Source organism: Neobacillus novalis NBRC 102450 (genome assembly GCF_001591805.1).
Lineage (GTDB): Bacteria > Bacillota > Bacilli > Bacillales > Cytobacillaceae > Neobacillus > Neobacillus novalis.
Genome location: NZ_BCVP01000047.1, coordinates 13001 through 34954, shown reverse-complemented (window position 1 = coordinate 34954; position 21954 = coordinate 13001). Strand labels below are relative to the sequence as shown.

At 41.2% G+C, this 21954-nt stretch carries 25 protein-coding genes; 16 read left to right on the top strand and 9 right to left on the bottom strand.

What is annotated here, in order from left to right:
- The 8 genes from BANVL01_RS28665 to BANVL01_RS23860 all read left to right on the top strand — a co-directional run.
- Window positions 1-240: hypothetical protein (locus tag BANVL01_RS28665; protein ID WP_218010687.1), on the top strand; the 240-nt coding region annotated here is incomplete at its 5' end.
- Between the two features lie 97 nt (window positions 241-337).
- A complete protein-coding gene (locus BANVL01_RS23890) occupies window positions 338-1816 on the top strand; it encodes an FTR1 family iron permease (RefSeq protein WP_066093001.1) in 1479 nt (492 codons plus the stop codon).
- A 21-nt stretch (window positions 1817-1837) separates the two neighbouring features.
- The gene (locus tag BANVL01_RS23885) at window positions 1838-2212 is read left to right on the top strand and encodes a hypothetical protein (protein WP_066092998.1); all 375 of its coding nucleotides are present in this window, start codon (window positions 1838-1840) and stop codon (window positions 2210-2212) included.
- A 124-nt stretch (window positions 2213-2336) separates the two neighbouring features.
- Complete coding sequence (locus BANVL01_RS23880; RefSeq protein WP_066092993.1) at window positions 2337-2606, top strand: iron-sulfur cluster biosynthesis; 270 nt, start codon at window positions 2337-2339, stop codon at window positions 2604-2606.
- A 253-nt stretch (window positions 2607-2859) separates the two neighbouring features.
- On the top strand, window positions 2860-3630 hold the full coding sequence (locus tag BANVL01_RS23875; RefSeq protein ID WP_066092989.1) for an IclR family transcriptional regulator: 771 nt from the start codon (window positions 2860-2862) through the stop codon (window positions 3628-3630).
- A gap of 38 nt (window positions 3631-3668) precedes the next feature.
- Complete coding sequence (locus tag BANVL01_RS23870; RefSeq protein ID WP_066092986.1) at window positions 3669-4556, top strand: acetaldehyde dehydrogenase (acetylating); 888 nt, start codon at window positions 3669-3671, stop codon at window positions 4554-4556.
- Between the two features lie 23 nt (window positions 4557-4579).
- Window positions 4580-5608 (top strand): 4-hydroxy-2-oxovalerate aldolase, encoded by a 1029-nt coding sequence (gene dmpG, locus BANVL01_RS23865; RefSeq protein WP_066092983.1) that lies wholly within the window; start codon window positions 4580-4582, stop codon window positions 5606-5608.
- Between the two features lie 146 nt (window positions 5609-5754).
- The gene (locus tag BANVL01_RS23860) at window positions 5755-7164 is read left to right on the top strand and encodes a GntP family permease (protein ID WP_066092980.1); all 1410 of its coding nucleotides are present in this window, start codon (window positions 5755-5757) and stop codon (window positions 7162-7164) included.
- A 51-nt stretch (window positions 7165-7215) separates the two neighbouring features.
- Here BANVL01_RS23860 and BANVL01_RS23855 read toward each other — a convergent pair whose 3' ends face one another.
- Window positions 7216-8031, bottom strand: a complete 816-nt coding sequence (locus tag BANVL01_RS23855; protein WP_066092977.1) for a CPBP family intramembrane glutamic endopeptidase — start codon at window positions 8029-8031, stop codon at window positions 7216-7218.
- A gap of 182 nt (window positions 8032-8213) precedes the next feature.
- Here BANVL01_RS23855 and BANVL01_RS23850 point away from each other — a divergent pair, with 182 nt between their 5' ends.
- Both BANVL01_RS23850 and BANVL01_RS23845 read left to right on the top strand, forming a co-directional pair.
- Window positions 8214-9353, top strand: a complete 1140-nt coding sequence (locus tag BANVL01_RS23850; RefSeq protein WP_169803214.1) for a sensor histidine kinase — start codon at window positions 8214-8216, stop codon at window positions 9351-9353.
- Between the two features lie 8 nt (window positions 9354-9361).
- Window positions 9362-10006 (top strand): response regulator transcription factor, encoded by a 645-nt coding sequence (locus BANVL01_RS23845; protein ID WP_172800913.1) that lies wholly within the window; start codon window positions 9362-9364, stop codon window positions 10004-10006.
- Window positions 10007-10299: 293 nt separating this feature from the next.
- Here the strand turns inward: BANVL01_RS23845 and BANVL01_RS23840 are convergent, their stop codons facing one another.
- Window positions 10300-11784: an aldehyde dehydrogenase gene (locus tag BANVL01_RS23840; protein WP_066092970.1), complete on the bottom strand. Its 1485-nt coding sequence runs from the start codon at window positions 11782-11784 to the stop codon at window positions 10300-10302.
- Window positions 11785-12034: 250 nt separating this feature from the next.
- Window positions 12035-12898 carry a 4-hydroxy-tetrahydrodipicolinate synthase gene (gene dapA / locus BANVL01_RS23835; protein WP_066092967.1) on the bottom strand — a complete coding sequence of 288 codons (864 nt, stop codon included), beginning with the start codon at window positions 12896-12898 and terminating at the stop codon, window positions 12035-12037.
- Window positions 12899-13180: 282 nt separating this feature from the next.
- Between dapA and BANVL01_RS23830 the strand changes: the two genes are divergently transcribed.
- The 5 genes from BANVL01_RS23830 to BANVL01_RS27555 all read left to right on the top strand — a co-directional run bounded on the left by BANVL01_RS23830 (window position 13181) and on the right by BANVL01_RS27555 (window position 16350).
- On the top strand, window positions 13181-13726 hold the full coding sequence (locus BANVL01_RS23830) for a helix-turn-helix domain-containing protein (protein ID WP_066092964.1): 546 nt from the start codon (window positions 13181-13183) through the stop codon (window positions 13724-13726).
- 61 nt (window positions 13727-13787) lie between these two features.
- Entirely contained in the window at window positions 13788-14255 is a 468-nt protein-coding gene (locus tag BANVL01_RS23825) for a GNAT family N-acetyltransferase (RefSeq protein WP_066092962.1), read from the top strand.
- A 201-nt stretch (window positions 14256-14456) separates the two neighbouring features.
- Window positions 14457-15665 (top strand): PspC-like choline-binding domain-containing protein, encoded by a 1209-nt coding sequence (locus BANVL01_RS23820; protein WP_066092959.1) that lies wholly within the window; start codon window positions 14457-14459, stop codon window positions 15663-15665.
- A 70-nt stretch (window positions 15666-15735) separates the two neighbouring features.
- Entirely contained in the window at window positions 15736-16116 is a 381-nt protein-coding gene (locus BANVL01_RS23815) for a hypothetical protein (RefSeq protein WP_156482403.1), read from the top strand.
- Between the two features lie 84 nt (window positions 16117-16200).
- Entirely contained in the window at window positions 16201-16350 is a 150-nt protein-coding gene (locus tag BANVL01_RS27555) for a hypothetical protein (protein WP_156482402.1), read from the top strand.
- 9 nt (window positions 16351-16359) lie between these two features.
- Here the strand turns inward: BANVL01_RS27555 and BANVL01_RS23810 are convergent, their stop codons facing one another.
- From BANVL01_RS23810 to BANVL01_RS28025, 6 genes are all read right to left on the bottom strand, one after another.
- On the bottom strand, window positions 16360-17235 hold the full coding sequence (locus BANVL01_RS23810) for a metal-dependent hydrolase (protein ID WP_066092953.1): 876 nt from the start codon (window positions 17233-17235) through the stop codon (window positions 16360-16362).
- Window positions 17236-17692: 457 nt separating this feature from the next.
- Window positions 17693-18133, bottom strand: a complete 441-nt coding sequence (locus tag BANVL01_RS23805) for a DUF5085 family protein (RefSeq protein WP_066092951.1) — start codon at window positions 18131-18133, stop codon at window positions 17693-17695.
- Window positions 18126-18584, bottom strand: coding sequence for a DUF5085 family protein (locus tag BANVL01_RS23800; RefSeq protein WP_066092949.1), 459 nt, complete (start codon window positions 18582-18584; stop codon window positions 18126-18128). The genes BANVL01_RS23805 and BANVL01_RS23800 overlap by 8 nt, the downstream gene beginning before the upstream one ends.
- Window positions 18581-19333 (bottom strand): hypothetical protein, encoded by a 753-nt coding sequence (locus tag BANVL01_RS23795; RefSeq protein WP_066092947.1) that lies wholly within the window; start codon window positions 19331-19333, stop codon window positions 18581-18583. The genes BANVL01_RS23800 and BANVL01_RS23795 overlap by 4 nt, the downstream gene beginning before the upstream one ends.
- 9 nt (window positions 19334-19342) lie before the next feature.
- Complete coding sequence (locus tag BANVL01_RS23790) at window positions 19343-20470, bottom strand: hypothetical protein (protein WP_066092946.1); 1128 nt, start codon at window positions 20468-20470, stop codon at window positions 19343-19345.
- Window positions 20471-20498: 28 nt separating this feature from the next.
- A complete protein-coding gene (locus BANVL01_RS28025) occupies window positions 20499-20861 on the bottom strand; it encodes a hypothetical protein (RefSeq protein WP_066092943.1) in 363 nt (120 codons plus the stop codon).
- Window positions 20862-21329: 468 nt separating this feature from the next.
- On the opposite strand from BANVL01_RS28025, the gene BANVL01_RS23780 reads away from it, so the two are divergent.
- Entirely contained in the window at window positions 21330-21809 is a 480-nt protein-coding gene (locus BANVL01_RS23780; protein ID WP_066092940.1) for a hypothetical protein, read from the top strand.
- Window positions 21810-21954 lie beyond the last annotated feature (145 nt).

The window sequence follows — 21954 nt, the reverse complement described above, 5'->3', positions numbered from 1 at the left end:
TTTTTTAAATGTAGTAGTAGAGAGCAGAGTTTCTCTACTTTTTTTGTCGTCCAGGAAACTATAAATCGATGTAGGATTCCTTCACAAATCATTGTTCTTCTTGTTGTTTTACTTTTAATCTGTTTTCTAATACTGAGATCATCTGGAGGAAATGGTCGGCTTCCCTTACTACATGATCTGCCAGCAAAGGATCAAAAAGAAGGTCTGCACATGAATGGAACAAATATTGAAAAAATCTAATTGACAATCGTTATCATTTGAAATACTATAATAAATGTAGTATTGATATTGAAAATCGTTATCAATTAAAATATAAAGTTTCAACAAAGGGGAACTTATGAGAAAAAATCTATTCCTTAAGATAGCTATCCTTCTACTCATCATCGGATTTGGATTACATAACCCTGCAATGGCAGCTGGAAGTCCTAGTGTAGATATAAAAAAAGCTGAAGTATCAGTTGATCAAGCCATCGATTTTGCTTCTAAAGGGGACCTTTCGGAGGCAGAAAAGGCGTACGATCAATTTAACAAGACCTGGAGGCAAATTGAAGACGGGATTAAAGCTAATTCAGCTACCGCTTACCGGGACATTGAATCAAATATGGGAAAAGTCGTTTATGCGTTTACCTTAAAAAAACAGGATCAAGTTTTACAAGCTTTACAAGATTTAAAAGCTGTAAATGAAAAAGTAGCAAGTGGCGGCTACCCAAAAGAGCCGGGTTTTAAGAAAGAAGATATTACTTTAGATGACTTTATCCTGCTCCTCCAAGAAACAAAGAAGGAAGTCAGTGAACAAAATCAAACTGGGGCATTGGCAAGTATAAAGCAGGCAAGTGGGAGCTGGTTAAGCGTAGAAGGAGTAGTGGTTGCACAATCTGCTTCCGTTTATAGTGATTCTGAAAGGGATTTGGTTACCATCCAAGCCATGCTTGCTGCTAACCCGCCAAATTTTAATGAAGCTAATCAAACAATCGACAACATGGTAAAATACCTAACTCCTTTAGCTAACAAATCAGAGTACACGTATTGGGATGCAGCAATGATACTCATTCGTGAAGGTTTAGAGGCTTTACTTGTCGTAATCGCACTTATGTCTTTTGTTAAAAAATCAGGAGAAACAAAGGGAAAAGGCTGGATCTGGACTGGAGTGTTAGCGGGTCTGGGTGTCAGCGTGATCCTTGCTCTTGTTGTGAAATTTGTGATTTCATCTGGTGCCTTTGGAAATAATAATGCACTGATTGCTGGATGGACAGGGGTTTTTGCGGCCGTAATGTTGTTGTATATGAGCTATTGGCTGCACAGTCAATCCAATATCGCTGATTGGAATCGGTATATTCGTGAAAAAAGTCAAACCGCATTAACAACGGGGAAACTTGTTTCGCTTGGGGTACTTGCCTTTCTTGCAGTATTTCGTGAAGGGACAGAAACGGTATTGTTTTATATCGGAATGGCAAGCCAAATTAAACTCCAGTCCTTATTCATCGGTTTTCTCATCGGCGCTGCTATACTTGGAATCCTCGCATATTTGATGGTATTTGTAGGTTTAAAATTACCGCTGCGACCGTTTTTTATGGTATCGAGTGTGATTGTCTTTTATCTATGTATTAAGTTTACAGGAATGGGGATCCACAGCCTGCAACTAGCCGGTTTTATCCCAACAACTAACGCTCAAAGTATCCCAAGTATCGAATTTTTCGCACTATACCCTTCTTGGGAAAGCACCATTCCGCAAGTAATTCTGGTTCTTGGTGCAGTGATTATTATTTTATCGAAGAAAATGAAAAGTAAAAAACTGATAGCAGCAAACAATAATTAATAGAGAAAGTAGGAACTTTTCATGAAAAAGTTTACCTCAATGGTGTTAGCAATTGGTCTTGGCAGTGCACTAGTATTAGCCGGTTGCAGTTCAAATAATAGTAAGGTTTCTGATGGAGTCAATAAAATGTTGGATACAACAGAGCAATTATCAAAAGCAATTGATAGTGGCGACCAGGAAAAGGTAAAAGAAGTGGGACCGAAATTAGAAGATCAATGGGCAACCTTCGAAGACGATGTAAAAAAGGATAACAAAGACCTTTATGGAAAAATCGAACAATATCTTGATCCAACCATTGCCGGCTCAGAAGCAGCTACACTCGATAAAGAAGCTTTAGGTACCTTAAATGATAAACTTACAGACGCCCTGAAAGAATTAGCTAATAAGACAAAATAGTGGGACGTGGGGATCTTGTCCCAAGTCCATAGGTTCAATCTCAAACCTCGAACATGCTTGTCCTTTTTCTGTCCTTGATAGTAAGCTATAATAAGTTCTTGAAAAATTGAAAAGGGATGATTTCATGTTTGAAGTGACAGAAGCAGCTGCGGCGGAGCTTGAGGCCAGAGTAAAAGCTTCAACGGTTGGGAAGCTAATTCGGCTGCAAATGAGAAAAAGCTGCTTTATGAAGGTAAAAGTAACAGTGGAAAATGCTGCAGCAAAAAATGATGATTGCCTTACGATCTTAAAGCTGGATTTCATTATTGATAAAGGGGAATGCCATTATTTCAGGCATAAAACACTTGACTTTGTCCCGGATCATACCGGATTTAAACAATTCGAGGTTCTATAACATGTACCTGTTTCCTATTGGAGACAGGTTTTTTATTTTATAACGCTATTGTCTCCTCATCGATCAGAAGGGTTTATAGGCTTGATTTTGAAATAGCCAAAGTGAATGGGTGATTAAAAACACAAAAAACTTGAAATGAAAGTTTCATTAATTAAATATATTGACATATTAAATTTTGAGACTTAAAATGAAATCGTTACCAAAATAAATTTACGAACGGCATTCGATAATGTCGAACGATTGGAGGGTGCCAATGACTGAGCGCTTAATTCAATCAGTTGAAAGGGCGGCAGATATCCTTGAACTGTTTGTGGCGACTTACCCTGAGTTGAGTATTAAAGAGATTAGCGATCATCTAGGACTTTCAAAAAGTACTGTCCACGGAATCATTAAAACTCTCGAGCATCGGGGCTATCTTCAGCAAAATTCTGATAATCAAAAATACCGGCTGGGGGTCAAGCTTTTTGAACTGGGTAATTTCGTAGGCAAACATCTTGATATTGGAAATATCGCCAGGCCAATAATCCGCAAGCTTGTTGAAGAGTTAAATGAAACTGTGCACCTAACCGTTTTCGAACGTGACGAAGTGATTTATATTGAAAAATTGGAAGGCTCACGAGCTTTAACAATCTATTCCCATATTGGAAAACGGGCCCCAATCTATTGTACAGGCGTTGGGAAGGCCATTCTTGCACACCAGAGTGAAGCTGAAGTGGATCGTCTCTTATTAAAGTCGGATTTGAAACCGTTTACAGATTTTACATTAACCAATATTGAAGACATTAAGAATCACCTGGCTACCGTCCGGGGTCAGGGCTATGCAGTAGATGATGAAGAAATAGAGTTAGGGCTGAAATGTATTGCAGCACCGATTTTCAACCATCAAGGCAAAGTGGTTTCTTCAATCAGTTGTGCGGCTCCAAAGATGAGACTTGATGAAGAGAAACTTCCAAAAGTAATTACCGGTATTAAAGCTGCCGCAGCTGAAATATCAAGGCAATTGGGTTATAAGGATACACATTAAATTCAGATAAATAAATATCCACGGAGAGGAGAATTATTTTGTCAAAAGTAAAAGTTGCTGTTCTCGGTTCAGGGAACATTGGTACAGATTTAATGATTAAACTTGGTCGCTCAGAGTTGTTGGAGCTAACGGCTGTAATTGGAATCGATCCACAATCGGACGGATTGCGCCGTGCGAGAGAAATGGGGTATGCAGCTGTTTCTACTGGAATTGATGGATTTCTGGCCGACCCAAACCTCGAAGCAGACATTATATTTGATGCAACATCAGCTAAGGCTCATCTCTACAACGCAAAGGTGTTGAAGGAAGCAGGAATCAAGGTCATTGATATGACTCCTGCGGCGGTTGGCCCATATGTATGTGCAGCTGTAAACATTAATGAACATCTCGAGAAGGATAACATCAATTTGATTACATGCGGTGGACAGGCTACCATCCCCATGGTTCATGCTGTTAACCGTGTAAGTCCGGTTGAATACGCAGAAATCGTTGCGACAATTTCAAGCCGAAGCGCAGGTCCAGGAACCCGGGCAAACATTGATGAATTCACAGAAACAACTTCCCGTGCGATTGAGGTTGTCGGTGGTGCGAAAAAAGGGAAAGCAATTATGATTTTGAATCCGGCGGAGCCACCAATCATGATGCGTGATACCGTCTACACACTCGTTGAAGAAGGCTCGATGGATGAGGAAGCAATCCGGAAGTCAATTAATGAGATGGAGAAGGTCGTCCAATCGTATGTTCCTGGCTACAGGCTCCGGACCGAACCAATCTTTGAAGGCAATAAAGTCACGATCTTCCTTCAAGTTGAAGGCGCTGGCGATTACCTGCCTAAGTACTCAGGCAACCTCGATATCATGACGGCTGCTGGAGTCAAGATTGCTGAAGAGTTTGCAAAAAATTTATTAGCCAAAGAAACAGTCTGAGCTAAGGAAGGGGTTAACGAATCATGATAAATGAACAAGATATTCTAATTACCGAAGTAGCCTTGCGCGACGGCAGCCATGCAGTTGCCCACCAATATACAGTCGACCAGGTGTTGAAAATTGCTAAGGCCCTTAATGACGCGAACGTCCCTTACATTGAAGTTTCCCATGGGGACGGCCTGGCTGGATCTTCCCTTCAATACGGGCTTTCCCGTACAAATGAAATGGAATTGATAGAAGCAGCTGTTTCTGTAGCTGATAAGTCAAAGATTGCTGTCCTGCTTTTGCCAGGGATTGGAACACTTCATGAACTAAAGGAAGCTGCCAATCTTGGGGCGAAAATGGCGCGGATTGCAACTCATGTAACAGAAGCTGATGTTTCACCGCAGCATATTGCGTATGCGAAGGAACTTGGTATGGAAACGGTTGGTTTCCTAATGATGAACCATATGGCCCCAGTTGAGAAGTTGGTTGAGCAGGCAAAATTGATGGAAACCTATGGCGCAGATACAGTGTACGTGGTTGATTCTGCTGGTTACTTGCTCCCGCATCAGGTTCGTGAACGTATTCGCGCTTTGAAACAATCGGTTGGCATCAATGTCGGATTCCATGGCCACAACAACCTGTCGTTGGCAATGGCCAATACACTTGTAGCCATTGAGGAAGGTGCTACAAGGATCGATGGAAGTGTACGCTGCCTTGGTGCCGGTGCCGGTAATACACAAACAGAAGTGCTCATCGCTGTTCTCGAACGTATGGGAGTAAGAACTGGGGTTGATTTGTATAAAATGATGGATTTGGCTGAGGATATCGTGGCGCCAATCCTTCAGGTTCCACAGGAAATCACCAGAGACAGCCTGACGCTAGGCTATGCCGGGGTATACTCAAGCTTCGCCCTTCATGCCAAGCGTGCAGCTGAAAAATTCGGCGTGGATTCACGTGATATTTTAATCGAGTTGGGTAAGCGCAAGGTTGTTGGAGGACAAGAGGATATGATCGTCGAAGTCGCAGCCGAAATTGCGAAGAATAAGAAAAGCCCTGTTTTGGGATAAGCCAGATAGGAGTAGGGAAGGAAACGCATTCGTTTCCTTTTCCTATCCCAACCTGGGGAGATATTTGCCTATTATGAAAGCGTTTCCTGATTACTTAATAGGTTTATAGATTTATAGACAACAAGTCATACTTTAAAGGGGATTTTATGGAACTGGTCATTATTCTTTTGGCACTCAGTCTGCTGATGTTCATTGCCTACCGCGGTTTCTCGGTTATCATTTTTGCGCCAATCTGCGCATTGTTTGCAGTATTATTAACAGAACCAGGCTGGTTATTGCCATGGTACTCCAATGTATTTATGGGCAAAATGGTTGAATACATTCAATTGTACTTCCCGATTTTCCTGCTGGGTGCATTGTTTGGGAAAGTCGTCGAAATGTCAGGACTTGCAAAGAGTATTGCTTCTACATTAATCAAAGTTGTTGGTGAAAAACGGGCAATGCTCGTCATTGTATTGCTTGCGGCTATTTTGACATACAGCGGCATCAGCTTAGTTGTAGTTGCCTTTGCTGTCTATCCATTTGCAAGGCACTTGTTCAGGGATTCCAATATCCCGAAACGTTTGATTCCTGGTACAATTGCACTCGGTTCATTCACATTCACAATGGATGCACTTCCAGGGTCACCCCAGGTGCAAAACGTTATCCCTACTACATTCTTTAAAACAAATCTATACTCAGCACCAACCTTAGGGATCATCGGCGCAATCTTCATTTTTACTATTGGCATGTTGTATTTGGAATCACGTCGCAAGAAAGCCCAAAAGGCTGGGGAAGGCTATGATTCTTTCGGAACCATTAAAGAGGAAAATCAAAAAGAGATTGATTTAAATGAGCATGAAAGCATCGGGCGCCGAGTTTTTGCATTCGTACCAGTTGTCCTGGTTGCTGTCCTGAATAAAGTCTTTTCAACTGTTATTCCACAATGGTATCCAAATGGATTTGACTTTGAGGCTATTGGCCTTGCTTTTCCTAGCATTGAAACATCAAAGGTTGTTGGTATCTGGTCAGTTGAAATCGCTTTGATCGTAGGTATCATTGCAACCATTCTCTATAACCGTAAACCAGTTGTTATGAACTTTAAAGAAGGCTCAAAAATCGGTGTTGCCGGTGCTCTTCTTGCCATCATGAACTCTGCAACAGAATATGGATTTGGTGCAGTCATTTCAAACCTGCCTGGCTTTAAAATTGCAAGGGACGGAATAGCGGCTGTGTTCTCCCACCCACTGATTAACGGGGCGGTAACAACAAACGTTCTATCCGCAATTTCCGGTTCAGCTTCTGCTGGTATCGCAATTACATTGGGTATGATGAGTGATACTTATATTAAACTCGCGAATCAATTCGATATCCCGCTTGAGGTTATGCACCGGGTCATTTCGATGGCATCAGGCGGAATGGATACACTACCGCACAACGGAGCTGTCATCACTTTGTTGGCAATTACCGGTCTGACCCATAAGCAATCCTATAGGGATATCTTTGCAATCACCATTATCAAAACAATCGCGGCTTTCTTCATCATTGCTGTTTACCTACTAACAGGTATTATCTAATAAAATGAATTTAAGGCATTCCTTCTTCTAGCCAGGGATGCCTTTCTTTGTTCAAAGACTCCTACTAACCAAATGGCGCTCCTCCTTCTTGAATTGGCGAATGAACCAGTAGATGAAAAGCCCCCCTAAAACGAGGCCCAACAATCCTTCCCCGTTATATAAAACGATATTTCCATTCATCATTCCGTGCTTGTTTGTGTAGATGTCGCCCAGCACGTTTGTATTGATCACATTCCAGACAGAATGGAGAAACAGGACAGGGATGATGTTCCCCGATAAATAATAGCAATAGGAAAAAGGAAAGGAAATCGCAAACACGCAGCCTGCCTGAATCAAGCAAAGTAACAAGGGATGACCGATTCCAGTTGTTTTGGCTAGGAAAAAAACGACGGGAGCATGGTACAATGCCCAAATGATTCCGAGAATGGCGGTAGCTTTTGTTTTCCCCCATTGCTCCGTAAACTGCGGAAGCAAGTAACCTCTCCAGCCATATTCCTCTCCAAGAACAGTGAAGAGATTGAGGAGAATCGTGATCACGATTGTGACAAGCATTTTACCATCAGGCAATTTGTCAGCATTCAACGTACCAATTTCCAATAGTTGCGCCAGGCCAGCACATAGCAAAATGAAGACAAACGGATATAGAATCCCGAACAGCAATGCTTTTGCATTCATTTTCTTTTTAAAGCCATTGACACCCTTCCGCCCGGAGATAGTAAAGATTATGGCGACGGCGGCTGGAATAAACATAATGAGTGGAAATATTTTTAGGCCAATACTGGGCTGAATAAACAGAGCGGCCGTGACGCCCCATGTAAGGATAAGAACTGTTAATGCGTAAACTAATCCGTTATTTTTTTGAACCATTACTGGTCACTCCCTTTGTGAATTCCTTATGGTTCCATGGTAATATTTTGCTGGTATCGTTAAAAGAAACTAAAGTAATCAGGTGCATATGACTTTAGTTATCATTTGTCGATTACTTTGGTATCTATTCTGTTTTTTAGCAGAATAGTATAATGGTATTAAAAACGCTGGATGTGGTTTCATTGACTAAACATAAACCGCCGATGCTCATGATGATTTTTAGAATCATCCTGATTGTGACGACTTCCATTGATATCATTTTGCGCCCTCAACTAGCCATTATCTTGAAGGCAGCATTCATTTTCGGAATCCTCCTTCTTCATCTGAATGATCACTTGAGAAATCGTTTCCAATTTTTCGAAAATAATCGGATGATTTACTATCTATCGATGATGACAAGTATCGTCGGAACGGGTCTTTATTTGATTCGATTCGATAGTCTGCCGCTTAACTTTTATTTTGTTTTTCCAATTGTCGAGATTTTCCTCTATCGCCCTTGGATTCAAATCGGATTGCTCATCCTCCATGTTTTCGTATTTTTGGGCGCTATGTTTGTCCTTAAGGCGGGAGTTCAGGAGGCCTTGTTCCCGTATCTCGCCATGCTGCTGCTAATCTATCTGTTTCGAAGCAACAGCAGGGAGAAAGAAAAGGGAAATCTTCTTAATGCCGAATTGATGGAGGCTCATGCCAAACTAAAGGAAATCACGATTGTAAAAGAACGGACGAGAATTGCCCAGGAACTTCATGATTCGATTGGTCATGCCTTGATTGCTGTGAAAATGCACTTGGAATTTGCTGAGAATATGATTGACGCGGACCCAAAAAAGTCAAAAGAAGTGATAGGGAAAGCCCTCGGAATCTCGCAGACCTCCATTACAGACCTTCGCAAGGCGGTTGATGTCTTAAAAGATGATCAGGCCTGGAAAAACAAGATCAAACTGCGTGATTCGCTAGATGATTTAATCGAAAGCCTGCAAATGGCCGGGGGATTGACATTTGAATTATTTTTCGATGACACGGCTGAGTATACAAGCAAAGATATCCAAAAGGGGATTTATGAAACGGTGAGGGAGGCCATAACCAATGGTATCAAGCATGGAAATGCAAGATGTTTTCATATAGATATTTTTGTACATGAGAGTAAGCTGTTTGTGAAAGTCGAGGACGATGGTGAAGGGTGTGCCGATATTAAAAAATCTAACGGCCTGCGTGGAATGGAAGACCGGATCCATTCATTAAACGGGAACATTCAGTTTGTGTCGACCAAGGACAATGGTTTTGCTGTAGAAGCGGAAATTCCATTTGTATCAAGTGTGGAGTGATGAAAATGATCGATATTATCATTGTTGATGACCAAGGAATTGTAAGAGATGGCTTAAAAATGTTATTAAGTTTAAATGAAGAAATTCGGGTCATCGGGGAGGCGGCAAACGGTGAGGAACTCCTTAGCCTGCTTAAAGATAAGCTCCCGGATGTTATTTTAATGGACATAAGAATGCCAATTATGAACGGCATTGAGGCAACCAAGGCGGTTAAGGCTCATTATCCAAATGTAAAGGTCATTATTTTAACTACCTTTAATGAAGATGAGTATATTTTCAATGGACTGAAGAATGGTGCGGATGGTTTTATTTTGAAGGACTCTGATTTAAAAGAGATTATTAAATCCATCAAAGCAGCGCATGAGGGCACGCTTATGCTTCATTCGCAAGTGACAAGCAAGCTAATCAATGCCCTTCAGAATGTTCCGGAATACCCTTCTTCCTCTTCCGTGAAAAAGATAGATTTAACAAAACTGCTGACACCAAGAGAAATCGAAGTCGTTGAACAAATCATGCAAGGGAAGAGTAATAAGACCATCAGCACCACCTTATTTCTAACAGAAGGCACGGTAAAAAACTATGTATCTCGTATACTTGATAAATTAGAACTCAAAAGCCGTTCTGAATTAATTATTTTTCTTAAGGGGAAATAGCGGGACAGGGGGCGGGCACCCCGTCCCGATTTTTTAAATCCACTATGCCCCTTTCCCATCATGAAAGAGGAACCAGCTTGGAATCTTCCTTTTGTTTCTTTTACTAACATTATACTTATAATAGAAATAATACTTGCTACTACCAAATAAATCGAAATTGGGGTCGAGCTATTAAACTTTTTTAGGAGACTTAATGAAATTAATGGAGCTAATGAGCCTGCTAAAATGGCTCCTGTCATTTAGATTGGTTTACGTCCCCAAACATCACTTAAGTTACTGAATGTTGGAATACATTATGAATTAACGTACCAAATCACTTTTGTATGCACATATTGTTCAAAAGCTTCTAAGCCATTGTCTTGGCCGCCGAAGCCAGATTGCTTATAGCCGCCAAATGGGGTGGTGATATCGCCCTCGCTAAAGCCATTCACAGAAATTGTACCAGCTTTAATGGCACGTGCCACTCGCATCGTACGCTGTACATTTTGGCTATAAAAAGAAGCTGCCAGACCATAAGAAGTGTTATTGGCAAGGGCAATGGCTTCTTCTTCGCTTTTGAACGTGCTAACCGCTAAAATCGGACCAAAGACTTCGTTTTGGAACAAGGTCATGCTGGCAGTTACATTGTCAAAAATAGTCGGTTCGATGTACCAGCCACTGCCCAGATCACTGTGAATTTTGCCGCCAGTCACTAAGCGGCCGCCTTCTTGAGGCGTGATGTCCAAGAACGATTTCACTTTCATAAAGTGTGCTTCTTCAACCATAGGCCCAATGGCAACTGATTCGTCCATGGGGTTCCCTACTTTCCAGCTCGTTAAGCCGGACGTTAATTTTTCCAATAGGTTGTCTTTGATGGATTCGTGTACGATTAGCCGTGAACCGCAGCTGCAGTTTTCACTCATGTTCCAGAAGGCGGCAGATAGAATATGAGGAACAGCTGCATCCAAATCAGCATCTTCAAACACCACTTGTGGGCTTTTGCCACCGCACTCTAAGACAATTTCTTTGAGGTTACTTTCTGCTGAGTACTTCAAGAAATAGCGGCCCACTTCAGTTGATCCGGTGAATGAGACCATGTCCACATCCATGTGGCGACCCAATGGTTCGCCTACTTTTTCGCCTAAACCACACACCAAGCTTAAAGCGCCTTTAGGCACACCTGCTTCATAAGCAAGTTCAATCATCCGGAAAGCGCTGAGTGAAGTTAATTCAGCCGGTTTCACAATCACAGAATTACCTGCGGCTAAAGCGGGCGCCACTTTCCAAGCAAACATTTGCGCGGGGAAGTTCCATGGTAACACCGCACCGACCACGCCAATCGGTTCAGTAATAATCAAGCCTAGAGCATCGTTACCCGTAGGAGCGATTTTGCCAAAGAGTTTATCAATGGCTTCAGCATACCAATAAAAGGTATCGATGGTCGCTGGCATGTCCGTATTCAAACATTCGGTAATGGGTTTACCAGCATCGACGCAATCCAAGGCAGCCAATTCTTCGCTGTGTTCTTCTAGCAATTGTGCCCAGCGAATCATCACTTTTTTGCGCGCGCTAGGGGATAATTGACTCCAAATTCCTGATTCAAATGTGTCTCTGGCTACCTTAACAGCCGCATCAATATCTCGTGCATCACCATCGGCAATAAAGCCAATTAAACTGTTGTCGATGGGGGTGCGGTTTTCTAATTTGCCAGCTGCGCTCGTAAAACCATCAATTAAGTTGCCTGCCCATAGTTTGCCTGCTTCGGCGAGGGCAAAGATCTGTTCTTTTGTTACGGTCATTTGTATCTCCTCCAGATGATTATTTAAAGCGTTTTCGTAAAGAATGTTGTTATTAATCCTCATTATGCTTCCAAAAATCCTCCAAACTGTGTAAAATTACACCTTATTAATAAGTGGAACAGATATATCAGCGGATTTTGGATGTTTATTAGCGAATCTACAATTTTATTAGCGAATTCGGCCAATTTATTAGCGAATCCACAATTTTATTAGCGAATCAATATAAGCAACCATCTTTTAGAAAAGAGCCTTATTTAAAGAAAGCCAGGAATGCTGCTTTTTCTTCTTCTGGTAAATCAGATAAAGGCAGGCGTACCGTACCGACGTTGATTTCACCTTTTAAGCAGCCAAGTTTGGCTTTTTGGTTGTAGTTGCCTGACTCCATTGAGTAAATAGCAGGGTAGATTTCGCGCATAATCTGCCTGGCTTTGTCCCAGTCACCAGCCTGGGCAGCATCGAACAAGGCGACTTGCTCTTCTGGGAACACATTTCCTGCACCAGCAATCCAGCTTTTCGCACCCCAGAAGAAAAAGTCCACAGGTTGATCATCGCAGCCACATATCACTTCAAAGTTCTCAAATGGGGTTTGCAGCAAGCGTAATGCGCGGCTAAAGTCACCACTGCTTTCTTTAATCGCAACAATAGTTGGATTTTTTGCCAAATGCACGACGGTGTCGTATTCAATTTCAATGCCAATGCGAGCAGGAAAGTTGTACATGATAATCGGTAAATCGGTTGCCGCGGCCACCGTCTCGTAATGGGCAATCACACCAGTTTGGTCAGGCAGGCTGTAAGGAGTTGGTGCTAACATTAAGCCTTCATAGCCCAAGGCTTTGGCTTGTCTGGCACGGTTAACCGCCCCTTCGGTTGATAAATCATTAATCCCGGCAATCAAAGTGACACGGCCTTTGGCGACATCTGCCACGGTTTTTAAAACGCTTTCACGTTCTGCTTCGTTTAAGGCGTAATATTCGCCAGTGGTGCCACACACCACCAAGCCGGTTACGCCTTTATCGATAAAGGCCTTCGTCAATTGTTGTAAGGTTTCTACATCCAAGCTTTTATCGCTTTTAAAAGGGGTGACCAAAGGAACTAAAATGCCATGAAAATTCATCTTCATTCTCCTCAAAAGTGTATTTTTTTTACTAGATTACTTGATAAAAAAGCCAAAATTGAAGTGGTGGTTCAATTATTTTGATAGTAACACACGGAATTTTCCCTGTAAATAAAATTTTCTAACTATTTTTCTTGAAAAACTCTCCCCTTTCTAGCTTTGTTTTTGTATACTATTTAAGTGTCACTTCATTTTGGAGTGTAATGGGACTAATTTTCTGGTCATCGATTACTTTTAAAAGTTCATATATTGTGGTTTTTGTAATAAAGGGAGTGGGGAAAAGTGGACGATTTAATTGGAGTAAAAATAAAGAGTTTACGAAAAGAGCGAAAGTTAACATTAAAACAAATAGCCGATCATACGAATCTTTCAATCAGTTTTTTATCTCAAGTGGAACGTTCAAAATCATCGGTAACGCTTGAATCATTGAAGAAAATTTCTGATGCACTTGGAGTTAATCCAAGCTACTTCTTTTCAGAATTCGATAGGAAAGAAGAAACAACTATTATGAGAAATGTCGTTAGTATAACGAACACCCTTGAAAACCAATTTTTTTATAAGGATTTAACGGGCAACATTGAAAATCCGCTATTTAACCCAATATTAGTCTTGCTAAATCCAGGCGCTGAACGAGAGGATTCATATTCCCATTCGGGGCAAGAATTTCTTTACGTTCTAGAAGGGAAACTGACAATCCTTATTGATAAAGAGGAACATGAATTGAATCCCTTTGACTGTATTTACCTTGATTCAACAACCCCCCACAACTGGATTAATAAAACAGATTCGATTGTAAAGTTCCTTTGCATTTCGAGTATTCCTGTTTAATGGGACATAGGCCCTTGTCCTAGTTCTCTACTAGGAAAAAGAAAGAAAGGTGTGATAGAAATTGAATTCAATCCATTTTGAAGAAATAACAGAAGAAACATTATATATAGCTCTTGAAATCATCAATTCAAATCCAGGCTATAATCAACTGGTGAATGAAAAGGAAAGCAGAACACTTGAGGAAGTAAAAGTGGAGTTATTGAATAATAATACAAAGAGCCTATTTATTAAGCTTGAAGATACGTATATTGGTATTGTTGATTATTTATTGTTGAATGAAAAAGATCAGTGTCCATGGCTGGGATTAATGATCATTCATGTAGATTACCAAGGCTTTGGATTCGGAACGCAAGCCTATAATAAATTTGAAAAAGAATTGATTAATAATGGATTGAGCGTTTTAAGGGTCGGCGTTCTGAAAGAGAACCATCATGCCCAGAGGTTCTGGAGTTCTCTTGGATTTAAATACTTTAAAACAGCGAAATCAAATCGCTCAAATGAAGTGGATTGTTATGAAAAAAAGTTATGACCATGAGAACCGTTCCTGTTGAATCTGAAGAATAACAGCAATAGAAGGGCATGGGTGAAAGTTGGAAAAATGAATTAAAAACACCATAAGAACCTCCCAATCGATTTCCAACTATTTTTATCCTATTTTACTATTTATTTACTTCCTAAAATTGTATAGTAAATGTAGCAAGTATTTTCATAGATTTCATGGGGGGATAGAATGAAGAAATTACTATTTTCAGCTCTGTTTGTACTTATTTTTGCAATCGGTTGGTTGCCTAGTGCATCTGCCGCCGCCGCAGGTGTTACCCAGAAGGATGGTCTGCCTGGCGGGGTGTTAATATTTGAAATGACTATAGATGGTCAAAAGTATATTAATTACCCGCTTAATTGGCATCAGTATGAAGGGAATTGGTATTACTTTAAAATGGGAAGTCAAGGTGTACCCTATAAAGGTTGGTTAAATGATAAAGGGAGCAGGTACTTTCTCGATCAAAATGGTGTGATGAAAACGGGTTGGCTATATCAAGGCGGCAATTGGTATTTCCTTAACGGCAGTGGGAATATGCGAATGGGATGGGTTATGGACCGCGGTATCTGGTATTTTCTTGATCGGTCAAGCGGGGTCATGGCCACAGGCTGGAAATATATCGATGGGAAATGGTATTTCTTTAATCAACAGGGGAGCATGAAGACTGGCTGGATCCAGACTGGTAGTAAATGGTATTATTTGGAGGGCAGCGGTGCCATGAGGACAGGCTGGTTAAAAAGCGGTGCCACATGGTATTACTTGGATCCAAATGGTGCCATGAAAACGGGATGGAAACAGATTGGTCAAGATTGGTTTTATTTAAATCCAGACGGGAAGATGAGAACCGGCTGGCTTCAGTCAGGGGGCAATTGGTATTATTTTAATGACTACGGAAATATGCGAACGGGCGCACTTGCGATTCAAGAAGGAGAAAAATACTATTATTTTGATGAATCCGGGGCAATGATTAAGGGATGGGTTATGATAAACTATCGCTGGCATTACTACTATGGCGATGGGAGAACAGCGAAAAATATGACGGTTGATGGCAGGTACGTCGGAGAAGACTGGTATTGGATTCCGAACAATCCCTATTTTGATCAGCTAACCGCTGTTTTTAAAGAAAATCATTTGGAAGCGATTGAACAGAGCGATACGGTGATTGTTCTGATAAGGAATGGCAAGCAGTTTGGCTCGATTGAGGCTGGTTATATCGATATCGAGGCTTCCAGTGCCCACTTTGGCAGATATATCGCTGCTGCAATGGGTCATCCGGCAACCTATGAGGAATTGTATGAATATACGAATTTAGCATTGGAAAATCAAACTACCTACACGTTCCCGGATTGGAAAGTTCAATATGACTCAGCAACTGATCATATTCGGTTTTATTGGTAATTCTTTGCCCCTGACAGGCCTTGGGACAAGATCCCCGTGCCTGCCACCCGGATAATAGAATAGTGAAGTGTTGGAACTAGAATGGCGGGACGAGGGGACAGCACCTCGTCCAGATTCCGTATTATTGCTAGAATTTAAAGATGACTTATGCCGTATAGGACCCTTGTATACGTGTTATTCGGCTATCCTTCACCATTTACTATCATCTGCCTTTGCGGATTTCTTTGCCTCGCCAAAGTGGAAGCATTTTGCTGCTGATACGGAGGAGGACAATGTCGATGAAGTCTTAAATATTGCCTCACCCGTTTTTGGGACAAATTCCACTCCAACACCTGATGATCCATTTTTCGAAATTGAAGTAACGGATGACTTCAGCGACATTTCCGTCCTTGTTACAATTGACGCCATCGTCGGCAAAGTCATCAATGTGGATGAACTGAACTATGATTAAAAAAGCAATTGGGACAGGTTTCTTGTCCCAATTGCTTTTTAGATCCCTCGACAAGCGAAGGCAGAGGCATTAGCAGCAAAGGCAATGGATCACATAAATGCGAATGCAGCACCGCCATCGGCACAGGCAGCCGCTGAAATGAAACAACAAATCATGAATCAAGCCCAGTTAGATCATTTCCTGCTTCTTCACTTTTTCTATCTATCCGGAAGGTATAAAAACACAGAAAGATGAGCAGCATGCTCATCTTTCTGTGTTTTTCTCGATAAATTCAAATAAAAAAGACTGACCATTTCTGTAAAAACGGGGATCATAGAGGCCAAGCTTTTCATCATCATCAACAAGAACGACAAATGGGGACCATTCATAAAGGGTTTTAGCTTCCTTGCGCTGAGAGAACAATTTATCCAAATCAGCTGATTCGTTTGATTGCAGCACGTATTGGATTTCCTTTTCCGAGAAAAGATTATCATTAAAAATGGTAACTTTATCTTCTTTTTTGGCAATGACTGAATAATTCCATGGAATAAAGCCTGCAGACAGCGCAATTTGATCATATTGTTGATCATATTGTTTATAAATAAGAAATCCCTGCGTGCTTTGGACAATAACATGGAGAAGTAAAAAGGCCCATGCCATTTTAAAGTAGTAAGGGGATTTCAGTTTGTTTCTTTTTGAAAATATAAATGCTGTTCCTATTATTATCCAAAATACTAAATCAACAATTGGAATAGTGCCAAAGGTAATCCGTATATTTGAGAATGGTTCCAAATAGCCTGTCCCCCATGCATTGAATAAATCGCTGGTGTCGTGTATGAAAACAGCCAGCCATCCCAGCAGAAATAGTTTTTTATCTTTAACTTTGAAAAGAAAGAGAGACAGAAGAAAAAATAACAGGGCCCAGACTGGTGTAAGGAAAATAGAGTGGGTAATGCCCCTATGCCACATCTGATAAAGTCCTTCGGTGTCCCAAAGGCGTGAAATGACATCTATATCCGGAATTTGGCTGGCTCCGACAGCGGTCAGTAAATACGCTCCTTTGGTATTCTTATCCATGTCTTTTTTATCAACTGCACCGTAAAGACTTAGACCGAATAAAGTATGTGTGATTGTATCCATCATTTACCACCATTTATTTTAATATTTTCTTTCAATAGTATAAGCCTTTTCAATAGTATAAGCCTAAAAGATCCTTTGTGATTAAGGCTAATCATTAACTTGTCCCTAATACAATGTAATTCTGAGGTCTTCTGTTGCTAAAAGGCAAAAAACTATACTTACTATTTAGTGCGGAGTGCAATAACTGGGTCTTTCTTAGCAGCCATTCTTGATGGCACAAATCCTGCAATTAAGATAAGTAACATACCTCCAGCAACAAGTGCTACAGCGCCGTAAATAAACCATTGAGGTTTTCTTGAACTTCTGCTTTTTGGGTAGTTGTACAGATGCTTTTTCTGTTGCGGCTTTGGTTACGGGATTATGAAAGATTAGCCATCATGAGGGAAAATATATAAATCCACTCCCAAGGCCGGGAGTGGATTTTCGCTATAGTCTCGTGCAAGGGCAAGGGCATTCCTTACTCGCTTACCCCAATTTTAATAAACGAATACTGAAAATTTTCATCACCAGAAACAACATGAAAGATCGGTGTTGTCTGCTCCAGTTTATGCTCCTCGATGTAATCGAATAGCAGCTTATAGGCAGCTTCTGTCTTGGCCTCGACGTTTTCTGCGAGGCAAAGTGAGATCATGTTTTCAATGCTGAAAAAGCTGTGGAAGCGCATGTCGTCCAGAGGTTCCATCCAGTCATCCTCGATTGGCATGTAAAACTCAGCGTTCACCATCTCATCGAGCGGAACATTGTGGATGGAGTAGAAGAGCGGGCCGCGCACTGCTGCCTTCAGAGAGCCGACATCGTTTAAAAAATCTTCAAGAGCCTCATTCATATCTAGATAATGGAAGCGATATTTTCGCGAAAGTACATTGGCGAAGCGGATGGAATCGTTTGGGTTAATCATCTAACCGCTCCTTTGTGATCGGCGCATAAATATCAATGATCCCACCGCCATAGACATCTAAGTAGATATGATAAAAAGGTTCCTGTAACTCATAATGAAGCTCGTCTGCACATGCCCGCAGGACTTCATAGGACTCCTCGAGGTCTTCCTCTAAATCTGCATGGCGGAGTACTAGACCATCCTCGAATTTCCATTCAGGAAAAAACTGATATTTCTCATTTTCCCCAAGCTCAATCGGGGCACTGACAGGCAAATAAAACGTATAATCAGCCATATCCGTTTTTGGATTATAACCCGCAAATTGATAGATGACTGGGCCTGTCCCATATAGGCCGCTTTTGATGACAGCATTTCTTAATTCAACGGCACTCACAAACCACTCATCCGATTTACATGTGGCTATCGCGCTTATTACATTATGAAACACAACCGGTTTACGTTTAATATTCATCGTTTCAGTCCTCTTTCTGCTAGTTTTTTAGGCTGATTTTTCAAAAAGGAATCGAACCGGCATTTACAGTAGGCTAGTAGAAAAAACTCCGGCCAGGCGAGGGCAAGAAGGTACTGCAACAGGGCAAAGACACCCAGCAGGATGTAGATTTCGGCGAAACCACTACCATTGCTTGACAGCGTTTTGATAATCGATCCCCCAATAATCGTAGCTCCGATGACAAACGATAGACTTATATGGCCTTTGGATGTTTGAAAATCGTAGAGTAATTTCCCGCCCTTTTGAAAGGCCCCTTTTTTAACTCGAATAATAGCCCGCCAGGTCGAAAGGAATAAATAGACCAGTCCTCCGCCAATCAGAACAAAGCCTGTGATCCACATATAGTCTGGAGCCAGGCGGTCTTCAAGAGCGAGAAAATAGACCTTATAAAAATCAAGTGAAAATTTCACACTGATGATGGCAAGTAAAATGGATTGGACCCTTTGAAATTTGTATGTATTTTTTGAAAATGTGAAAAAGATTGCAATCACGAGCTGTGCCAGTAATATAAAAATATCGATTCTGATAAATTGAATCCAGGCATCACGAATAAACATCATGGAGTCGGCTCCCACAACCACTACGATGGTGGAAACCGCGCTGATTAAAAAGGTGACCCAAAAAAATGCAGAGATGCGATCGGGGCTTAACCGCCCGTTCGCCACTGACTTCAGTTCATAGAAATCTGTTTCGTTACTATTTTTTAACATAGAATGCTCCTACCAAAAGATTTTTTTAATCGAATTGGATATCTTGTTTCCGATTGCATTTGCCGTCTTAATCGGGTGATTGGCAATCTCCTTTACCCGGTCCGTGACACTTTCCGCCGGCGGCCCGCCAAATTTATAATTGGTAGCGGCATTGATTGAAAATCCGACAAGGCCCCCGACAACGGTCCCAACAGGAGGGAGGAAGAAGGAACCTGCAGCTGCGCCTAATGCCGTTGCTCCGCCTGCCATCCCGATATCAACGCCAAGGTTGACGCCGAACTCTTTTACCTTCGTTGAGTTATAGTCCCATTGTCCGGTATGCTTATCTTGGAAACTGTCCTGAAAATCACTCCACACCGTGAGGCCGGTTCCGAGAACCCCCAGGGCTTTTCCGGTGTTCGCCAGGCCTTGGGCAGTTTTCCAGCCTTTTAAATCGTCCCAGACCTTCACTCCGTCGACAAGCCCTTCTTTTGCCGCTCTTCCCACTAGCTTCACTTGGTCTTGCCCAATGTTTCGGACCGCTTTATTTAAGTCAGCAAACTGGGTGTTCATAAATTTATTGCGGTTGTTAAAAAAACGGCCGCGATTTTCGTCATAAAGCGGCACACCCTCATTCGCTAATTTTGTTACGAAAGTCCGGCTCCATTTAGCTGTTCCGCTGAGGTTTTGCTTCATTAAGTTATAGTACTTTGAAAAATCCTGGTGGCTGCCTACTTTTCCTCTTACGACCTTAATGAGAACTTTTCCATCTTTACGAAACAGCCTGAAGGAAAGGCCCTTACCTGCCCGAAGAAGGGTTTTCGGGTTAATGGCCATAGCAGTAGCGCCCAGCATGAAATTGCGGACTAGCACTTTCCAGTCATTTGAGCCGGTGATTTTTTTCTCGGCTTCATCATAATAATTGGCTGATTGTTTTAAAAAGCTGTCTAATTCTCTTACCTGTTTCGTTAGTTTATCGAGGGAAGTGTTAACAGCCTGGAGTCTGCCACTGATATTTTTTCGTGCTAAGATGCGGCTATCGATTTGATGGGTGGTGGATTGCAGGCTGGTTTTGGCCGTTGTTAATTTCTGCGCTTGATGCCGGACAAGACTGCTGTTTTGCTCAACGCTGTCAGTATGTATTTTGATTTGAGACATGTTTTCACCTCCAGAGTTGACTCGTTCCTTATGGATTTGCCTTGGCTTTAGCAGCGGCTTCGGCTTTTGCCTCTGCATCCGCCTTTGCTTTCGCTTCCGCTTCGGCCTTTGCCTTCGCTTCTGCTGCTTTTTTCTCTTCTATTTCTCTATGTACTTCATTTGCTGTACTTTGAATATCGTTTCCAATGGATTCTAATTCGGTTGCCAACCGGGATATCTCTGTTGTCAATTGGTCAAAATGATGATTAATGTAGGTCATTTCAGTGGCTTTCCAACTGCTTCCCAGGCTACCTTTCACAACATTCAAACTGTTTTTACTGCTTCTTATATCTGCAGCAATATCATTGACCCGCCTGCCTTGATTAAGGGCATTGCTTAGATTAAATTCCATAATTTCATCACCTCATCCTATTGTATTATTTCTACCTAGTTTTTTTTGGAAAAATGCGAAAAATGAATCGTTTTTCCTATGAGTAAAGGAGAAAGGTCCTATGGGTCGTGCCTGTCACCACCCGAATTTTGTCGAAGATTGCTAGGCCCTTTGAAAGATAGATAATGATAGAATTTAGTTGCAAATGGATTGGTCCTTCATAGTCTTAATTAAGGACAAATCGCAGTCTTTCTATTAGAGATAAGTCCTTCAAAGGCTAGATGAAGGACAAATCGAAGTTTTTTTATTAGGGATTAGTCCTTCATACTCGGTATGAGGAACTAATCCCTTTTGTCTATTCTGGTTAAACAAAATTCATAATAACTTCATTTTTTGTGTAAGTTCTAGTTGTTCGATAAATGGTAATATAAGGTATAATAGTTGATTGAATTTTGAAGGTTGGGATTGAATTTTATCAGGGGGTGTAATATGTTAGGTCATTTAGGATTTTCATATGTTGGTCTAATATATTTATTAATGTTATGGATTCCAAACGCCATATGGAGTAAGAATAAGCCAATTGACTATAACCCTTCCCAAGAAAACAAAATATTATTATTGTTTGAGCGTGCTGGGCAAGTATGCTGTACTTGCAGCATACTGTTTTTAAGCGATTATAACATTGCTCCATTTTCAGTATGGAGCTGGTGGCTAATAGCATCATTTTTTCTGATGATTCTATATGAGATTAGTTGGATAAGATATTTTATAAATGAGCATACGGAAGAAAATTTTTATCGAAGTTTTTGTGGTATACCCGTACCTGGTGCTAGTCTGCCTGTCATGGCTTTTTTGTTATTAGGTATTTACGGTAAAGTTATTTGGCTGATTGCATCTGCTATCATAATTGGCATTGGACATATTGGCATACACATTCAGCATTTACAAGCAATTAAACGGGTGTTATAAATTTCTGAATAATATCGGGATTTTATCCTTTAAATTCCGGTACCTGTCACGACCCGAGGTGGAACAAGGGACAGTGAACTGTACCCCCCATATTCCTCTGCTTCTTCTGGAACATAAGAAAATAGCCAAGTAAAACAGGCATCAT

What these genes read in the sequence shown, in the direction of transcription:
- BANVL01_RS23790 (WP_066092946.1), bottom strand. Translation starts at nt 20,470, where the DNA reads ATGTCTCAAATCAAAATACATACTGACAGCGTTGAGCAAAACAGCAGT.
- BANVL01_RS23840 (WP_066092970.1), bottom strand. Translation starts at nt 11,784, where the DNA reads ATGACCGTAACAAAAGAACAGATCTTTGCCCTCGCCGAAGCAGGCAAA.
- BANVL01_RS23860 (WP_066092980.1), top strand. Translation starts at nt 5,755, where the DNA reads ATGGAACTGGTCATTATTCTTTTGGCACTCAGTCTGCTGATGTTCATT.
- BANVL01_RS23800 (WP_066092949.1), bottom strand. Translation starts at nt 18,584, where the DNA reads ATGAATATTAAACGTAAACCGGTTGTGTTTCATAATGTAATAAGCGCG.
- dmpG (WP_066092983.1), top strand. Translation starts at nt 4,580, where the DNA reads ATGATAAATGAACAAGATATTCTAATTACCGAAGTAGCCTTGCGCGAC.
- BANVL01_RS23880 (WP_066092993.1), top strand. Translation starts at nt 2,337, where the DNA reads ATGTTTGAAGTGACAGAAGCAGCTGCGGCGGAGCTTGAGGCCAGAGTA.
- dapA (WP_066092967.1), bottom strand. Translation starts at nt 12,898, where the DNA reads ATGAATTTTCATGGCATTTTAGTTCCTTTGGTCACCCCTTTTAAAAGC.
- BANVL01_RS27555 (WP_156482402.1), top strand. Translation starts at nt 16,201, where the DNA reads ATGGATCACATAAATGCGAATGCAGCACCGCCATCGGCACAGGCAGCC.
- BANVL01_RS23820 (WP_066092959.1), top strand. Translation starts at nt 14,457, where the DNA reads ATGAAGAAATTACTATTTTCAGCTCTGTTTGTACTTATTTTTGCAATC.
- BANVL01_RS28025 (WP_066092943.1), bottom strand. Translation starts at nt 20,861, where the DNA reads ATGGAATTTAATCTAAGCAATGCCCTTAATCAAGGCAGGCGGGTCAAT.
- BANVL01_RS23795 (WP_066092947.1), bottom strand. Translation starts at nt 19,333, where the DNA reads ATGTTAAAAAATAGTAACGAAACAGATTTCTATGAACTGAAGTCAGTG.
- BANVL01_RS23780 (WP_066092940.1), top strand. Translation starts at nt 21,330, where the DNA reads ATGTTAGGTCATTTAGGATTTTCATATGTTGGTCTAATATATTTATTA.
- BANVL01_RS23890 (WP_066093001.1), top strand. Translation starts at nt 338, where the DNA reads ATGAGAAAAAATCTATTCCTTAAGATAGCTATCCTTCTACTCATCATC.
- BANVL01_RS23805 (WP_066092951.1), bottom strand. Translation starts at nt 18,133, where the DNA reads ATGATTAACCCAAACGATTCCATCCGCTTCGCCAATGTACTTTCGCGA.
- BANVL01_RS23855 (WP_066092977.1), bottom strand. Translation starts at nt 8,031, where the DNA reads ATGGTTCAAAAAAATAACGGATTAGTTTACGCATTAACAGTTCTTATC.
- BANVL01_RS23885 (WP_066092998.1), top strand. Translation starts at nt 1,838, where the DNA reads ATGAAAAAGTTTACCTCAATGGTGTTAGCAATTGGTCTTGGCAGTGCA.
- BANVL01_RS23810 (WP_066092953.1), bottom strand. Translation starts at nt 17,235, where the DNA reads ATGGATACAATCACACATACTTTATTCGGTCTAAGTCTTTACGGTGCA.
- BANVL01_RS23875 (WP_066092989.1), top strand. Translation starts at nt 2,860, where the DNA reads ATGACTGAGCGCTTAATTCAATCAGTTGAAAGGGCGGCAGATATCCTT.